This is a genomic window from Lysobacter enzymogenes (assembly GCF_017168095.1).
GTDB classification, from domain to species: domain Bacteria; phylum Pseudomonadota; class Gammaproteobacteria; order Xanthomonadales; family Xanthomonadaceae; genus Lysobacter; species Lysobacter enzymogenes_D.
On sequence record NZ_LXSD01000340.1, the window covers coordinates 1 to 6333 of the forward strand.

Below are 6333 nucleotides of genomic sequence, written 5' to 3' on the forward strand. Positions count from 1 at the left end.
CCCGGCGCTGGCGCGGATCGCCGCGCGCACGCTGCCGGCGCTGGCCGCCGACCGCGCCGGCGGCGCCAATGCGCTCGATCACGCGCAGTTGGACCGGATCCTGCGGCTCGCCGACGATCCCTGGCTGGCCGCCGACCTGCCGCGCTGGGCGACGCCGCCGGCGGCGCCGAACGCGCCGTTGTGGGACCGGCGCGAGCCCTTGTCGATCGGCATCGACGAACCCGCCGGCTTGCAGGCGCCGCTGGACCTGGCCGCGCTCGGCGAGGGCCGCTGGCTGGCCGCGTTCGGCGAAGCCGGCGTGGCGGTGTACGACGCCGGCGGCCGCTGCCTGCGCCGCTACGCGGTGCCCGCGCACCGGCTGGTGCTCGGCGACAGCGGCGAAGTCGCGCTGGCCCTGGCCAGGCGCGAATCGGTCTGGCGCATCGCCCGGCTCGACCTGACCCGGCACGGCATCGACGACCTCGGCGCGATGCCGCTGCAGTTCTTCGCCGACCGCTTCGACGGCATCGCCTGGTCGGCGGCGACGGCGCAGCGCATCGTCGCGCTCGACGCGGGCCCGGCGGATGCGGGCGCGCGGCCGCTGGACGTGCTGTGGAGCGTCGGCGATCTCGGCGGGCAGATCGTGCAGGCGCGGTTCCTGCGCCACGACGAGTTGTTCCTGGTCGCCGGCCGCGGCGCGACCGCGATCTGGCATTACCGCACCGCGCCGCAACGCGCGCTGGTGTCGCGCGAGCCGGTGCAGTTGGACGCCGGCGGCACGCTGCTGGACCCGCACGGCGCGGCGAGCGATCCGCGGGTGGAGATCGAGGCCTCGGGCCGCGTGCGGTTTTCCTTCCGCATGCAGGGCCGCGAGTGCGCGATCGAGCTGGAGCCGGCCGAGCCCGGCGATTGCGATGCCGAAGCGATCCCGCTGGCGCGCGGTTTCCTGGTGCTGCTGCTCGGCGCCCGGCGCCTGCGCGCCTGCCTCATCCGCCGCGGCAGCGACGCCAACGCGCGCTGCGTGGCCCAGCTCGACTGGCCGCAGGCGCGGCTGCGCGCGCGCGAGCAGGACGACCGGCTGGTGCTGTTCGACGACGAGGGCAGGGCGGTGGCGATCGGGACCGAAAGTTCGCAGGTGCGGCGGGTGCGCTTGCAGTGAGGCTTTCGCGGCCCGCAGCGCGGCGGGCATGCCGACGCGATTTGGTATCCCCTGTAGGAGCGGCGCGAGCCGCGACCGCGACAACCCAACTACGCCGAAAGCTGCGTCGTCGTTGCGTTGTCGCGGTCGCGGCTCGCGCCGCTCCTACAGGTAGCGCCCCGTCTTTCTCGCGATCCGCGGCAAAGAAAAAGCCCGGCATGCGCCGGGCTTTTTCATCGCTCATGCACCCCAGCCAGGATCAGGGAAACACCTTGATCTGCTGGTCGGCCTTGCGCACCATCGCCGTGCCCGCCTTACAGCCGAAGGCTTCGCCGAAGGCGGACAGGTTCGACAGCGGGATGTTGGTGCGCCACTGGCCCGGCGCGTAGATGCCGGTGGCCGCGCGCTGCGCCGCCGCTTCCGCGCTCAGCTGCTGCGCCCACACGCCGGCCCAGGCCTTGAAGAACGACTGGTTGGCGTCCTTGGTCGCGGCAGGCTGCGCGGCGCGGTATGCGGCCCAGGCGAGTTCGACGCCGGCCTGGTCGGCGATGGCGACTTCGCGCACCTGCTGGCCGTTGACCTTGACCGAGCTCAGGCCCGGCCAGGATTCGGCGCTGTACTGCGCCGCCACGCGCGCGGTCATCGCGTCCCAGGCCGCGACTTCGGTCGGGGTCCACCAGTCGCGCACTTCCTGCTTGGCGTCGACGTAGCGGCCGCGGCTGTCGAAGCCGTGGGTCAGCTCGGCGCCGACCAGGGCGCCGAACGCGCCGTACTGCGCGGCGTCGCCGCGGCTCATGTCGAGCACCGGCGCCTGCAGCATCGCCGCGGTCACGATCAGGCGGTTCTGGGCGATGTCGTAGGCCAGCGACGGCTCCTGCGGCAGCACGTCCCAGCGGCGGTCGGCGTTGCCGCGGCCGATGCGCTTCATCTCTTCGCGGTGGCGCCAGGTCGAGGCGATCAGCATGTTGCTGCCGAAGCTGCCGCGGCCCATCGGCTGCACGGTGTAGTCCAGGTCGCGCTTGGGCGTGCCGATCTCGATCTTGAGCTTGGCCAGCTTGGCGCGCGCCTCGTTCTTGGCGCTGTCGCTGAAGCGGGTGTCGGCGTCGATGGCCTTGGCCAGCGCCTCGCGCACCTGCTGGGCGATCTGCTCGGCGCGCTGGTCGGTGGCGGCGGGCAGGTAGCGCGCGGCGTACTCGTGGCCGACCATCGGGCCGGCGGCCAGGGTGATCGCGTCGAGCACGGCCTGCTGGCGCGCGGGCTGCTCGCGCTGGCCGCGCAGGATCTTGCCGCGGAAATCGAACTCGGCGTCGCGGAAGCTCTTGGCCAGGTACGGCGCCATCGAATCGCCGACGCGCCAGCGCAGGTAGGTCTTCCACTGCTCGGGCTTGAGCTGGTCGATCAGCTTGTCCATCTCGGCGAACAGCGCCGGGTTGGCCATCGACACGCTGTCGTCGCTGACGCCCTGGGCCTTGAGGAAATCGCCGAGCTGCAGGCGCTTGTAGGTCTTGCCCAGGCTCGCGGTGGCGACCGGCGCGTAGTTGGCGACCGGATCGCGCAGCGCCGACAGCGGCTTGGAGGCGCGCGCCAGGCGGGTTTCCAGGTCGATCACCAGCTGCGACTCGGCCGCGAGCTTGTCCTTCGGCGTGCCGGTCAGGGTCAGGATCTTCTGCACGTAGACGTTGTACTGCGCCAGCAGCTGGCGGGTGTCGTTGTCGGTGCGGGTGTAGTAGGCCGGATCCGGCAGGCCCAGGCCGCCCTGGCTGAAGTAGCCGATGTGGCGTTCCAGGTCCTTGAGGTCGATGTCGGCGCCGAAATTGAACAGCACCGGGATGCCGACCTGGTGCAGCGCGGCGATCGAGGCCGGGATGTCCTTGGACTTCTTGATCGCGTTGATGCGGCCCAGCAGCGGGGCGATCGGCTGCGAGCCGTCGCGTTCGACCGCGGCCTCGTCCAGGCCGCTGGCCCAGAAGTCGCCGAGCAGCTTCTGCACGTTGCCCTGCGGCGCGCTCATCGCGGTGTTGAGCAGTTCCAGCTGCTGGCGGCGGGCGTTGCCGGCCAGGGTCTCCAGCGCCGAGACCGAGGCGGCGCCGGACAGCGGATTGGCGCGCAGCCAGTCGGCGTTGGCGTTGGCGTAGAAATCGGTGCAGGCGTTGGCGACGGCCGGAGCCTTGGGCTTGGGCGCGGCCTTCTTCTTGGCGGCGTCGGCGGCGGGCGAGGCCAGGCCGGCGAGGAGGCTGAGGGCGAGGGCGCAGGCAAGCGGGCGTAGGGTCAGCATCGCGTAGTCCATCCGGAGGATGCGGGAGTTTAACAATCCGGCGTGGGATGGCGGTGAACGGGGTTGGGATGGGGATCGGGGATTTGGGTCGGGAATTGGGGGGGGGCGGGAGCCGTCACGGCGCCGTGCCGCTCGCTCGCCGTCATCCCCGCGAAGGCGGGAATCCAGGGCTTCATCGCGACATGGCTCTGAAGTCTCTGGATCCCCGCCTTCGCGGGGATGACGTTCTTGGAGGTGCATCGCGACCTGCCGGTCGGGACTCCCGGCTCCCGAATCCCGAACCCCGAACCCCGAAGAAAAACAAAGGCCCGGGAATCCCCGGGCCTTCGTCGATGCATCAAGGCCGGCGCCAATCGCGCGCCGCGGCGATCACCAGATGATCACCTGCTTGTCGCCCTCGCGCACCATCGGCTGGCCCGGCTTGCACGAGAACGCCGCCGCGAAGGTCGGCAGGTTCGACGGCGCGCCGATTGCGCGGAAGTTGGCCAGCGCGTGCTCGTCGGTCTGCAGGCGCATCTTCTCCTCGTCCGGGGTGAAGTTGCGGCGCCACACCGTGGCCCAGTTGAGGAAGAAGCGCTGGTCGCGGGTCAGGCCGTCGGTCTTCGGGTCCGGGGTGTCGCCCGCGGCCTTCTTCATCGCGTCGTACGCGGTGGCCAGGCCGCCGAGGTCGGCGATGTTCTCGCCCAGGGTGTGGGTGCCGTTGACCTTCTGCCCGCCGATCGCGGTGTAGCCGTCGAACTGCTTGATCAGCTTGCCGGTCAGGGCCGAGAACGCCTTGGCGTCGGACGGCGCCCACCACACTTCCATGTTGCCGGTCGGCCCGAAGCGCGAACCCTGGTCGTCGTAGCCGTGGGTCATTTCATGGCCGATCACCGCGCCGATGCCGCCATAGTTGACCGCGTCGTCGGCCTTGGGGTCGAAGAACGGCGGCTGCAGGATCGCGGCCGGGAACACGATCTCGTTCTGCAGCGGGTTGTAGTAGGCGTTGACCGTCTGCGGGCTCATGCCCCACTCGGTCTTGTCGACCGGCTTGCCGATCTTGCTCAGGTTCCACTTGTAGTTGAACTCGTTGGCCGCCTTGACGTTGGCGTAGTAGCTGTCGCGGCCGGTCTTCAGGCCGCTCCAGTCGCGCCACTTGTCCGGGTAGCCGATCTTCGGGGTGAAGCTGGCCCACTTCTCCAGCGCCTTCTTCTTGGTGTCGGCGCTCATCCACGACAGGTTCTCGATGCGCGACTTCAGCGACTGGCGCAGGTTCTCCACCAGCGCCTGCATGCGCTGCTTGGACTCGGCGGGGAAGGCGACCTTGACGTACAACTGGCCCATCGCTTCGCCGGCCTGGCCTTCGACCGTGGCCAGCACGCGCTTCCAGCGGTCCTTGATCTCCTTCTGGCCGCGCATGGTCTTGGCGTAGAAGTTGAAGTTCTCCTGCACGAAGGCGTCGGACAGGAACGGCGAGGCGCCGTCGATGGTGTGGAAGCGCAGGTAGGCCTGCCAGGCGCTCGCCGGGGTGTCGGCGATCATCTTGCTGACTTCCTCGTGGAAGCCCGGCACCGCCAGCGAGAACATCTTCGGCGCGGCCACGCCCTGGGTTTCGAAGAACTTGGTCCAGGAGAAGTTCGGGGTCAGCTCGTCGGCCTTGGCCGGGCTGATCGGGTTGTAGTACAGCGAGACGTCGCGCGAGAGCTGCTCGCGGGTCTTGGAGGCCTTGGCCAGGCGGGTCTCGAACGCGATCACGTCCTTGGCCTGCTTGGCCGCGTCTTCGGGTTTAGCGCCGCCGAGCTCGAGCACCTTCGCGATGTGCTGCTCGTACGCGGCCAGCTTGTCCTTGAACTTGGCGTCGGTGTAGTACGGCGCGTCCGGCAGGCCCAGGCCGCCCTGGGTGGCGTAGGCGATGTTGTTGGCCGAGTCCTTGAAGTCGGCCTGGGCGCCGAAGTCGAACAGCGGGTTGTCGCCGGTGGCCGCAGTGTCGCGCAGGTAGGCGGCGATCTTCTCGGGGCTGTCGACGGCGTCGATCTTGGCCAGGTCGGCCTTCAGCGGCTCGATGCCCTGGGCGTTGACCTTGGCCTCGTCCATGCCGGTGGCCCACAGGTCGCCGACGATCTTCTCCACGCCGGTGGCCTTGGTGTCGGCCGCGGCCTGCTCGGCGAGCTGGTGCTGGACGTCGTTGGAACGCTCGTCGAGCATTTCGAACGCGCCCCAGGAGGTGCGGTCGCCCGGGATCGGGTTGGCCGCCAGCCACTTGCCGTTGGCGTAGCCGGCGAAGTCGACGCAGGCGTCCTTGCTGCTGTCCAGGTCGCCGATCTCGAAGCGGTTGACCTTCTGCAGCTTGCTCTCGTCGAGCTTGAGCGCGGTGGCGGCTTCGGCCGGCTTGGCGGCCTGGTCGCCGGCCGGAGCGGTCGGCGCGGGGGCTTCGGTTTTGCCGCCGCAGGCCGCGACGGCGGTGGCGATGGCGACGGACAGCAACAGGACTTGCGGTTTCTTGAGGGTCACAGCGGGCTCCGGCCGTAAGGCGTAGGCGAGAAACAGTGCGGGATTGTGGCCGATTCTGGGTCGGCGCGTCGCCGGCGGGCACGACGCGCGCGGCCCGGGCACCGGGCGGACGATAGTCCCGGCCGGCGCGCGCGCAGGGTGTCGAAGGTCATGTGTGACGGTTCGGTAATGTTCGCCGGGGCCGCTGGCGGACTGGGAGACGCGGCGGAACGCCGGGGTGCGGGGCTGGGCGGCAGGCGCGGGAGCCTCGAGTTTTCGGCCCTCGCCGCGGGGTGAGCGGCGTGCCTGGCGGCAAGCGCGGGTTCGCTGCGGCTGGCTCGGCGGCGCCGGTTGGGCGCCGCCGGTCTTGCGCAGGCGGTCGCATGGGCGGTGCCGGTTCGGCCGCCCCACCTGGCCCGCCGGCCCGGTCGGTTCGCCCGGCGGTCGTGCCCGATTGGCGGATCGGCGCGCA

Annotated in this window: 2 protein-coding genes and 1 pseudogene; 1 reads left to right on the top strand and 2 read right to left on the bottom strand. The window is 70.6% G+C overall.

Annotated elements, in window-relative coordinates; translation table 11 throughout:
• Window positions 1-1138, top strand: a pseudogene (locus A7A76_RS12480) (hypothetical protein); the annotation flags it as partial.
• Window positions 1139-1376: 238 nt separating this feature from the next.
• On the opposite strand, the gene A7A76_RS12485 reads toward A7A76_RS12480, so the two are convergent.
• Together A7A76_RS12485 and A7A76_RS12490 are read right to left on the bottom strand one after the other, a co-directional pair.
• Entirely contained in the window at window positions 1377-3392 is a 2016-nt protein-coding gene (locus A7A76_RS12485; RefSeq protein ID WP_206411492.1) for a M13 family metallopeptidase, read from the bottom strand.
• Between the two features lie 369 nt (window positions 3393-3761).
• Window positions 3762-5882 carry a M13 family metallopeptidase gene (locus tag A7A76_RS12490; RefSeq protein ID WP_428995139.1) on the bottom strand — a complete coding sequence of 707 codons (2121 nt, stop codon included), beginning with the start codon at window positions 5880-5882 and terminating at the stop codon, window positions 3762-3764.
• Between the last annotated feature and the right edge of the window lie 451 nt (window positions 5883-6333).

Bases quoted from the DNA above. Each gene is read 5' to 3' on its own strand.
- A7A76_RS12485 (WP_206411492.1), bottom strand. From the start codon at position 3,392: ATGCTGACCCTACGCCCGCTTGCCTGCGCCCTCGCCCTCAGCCTCCTC.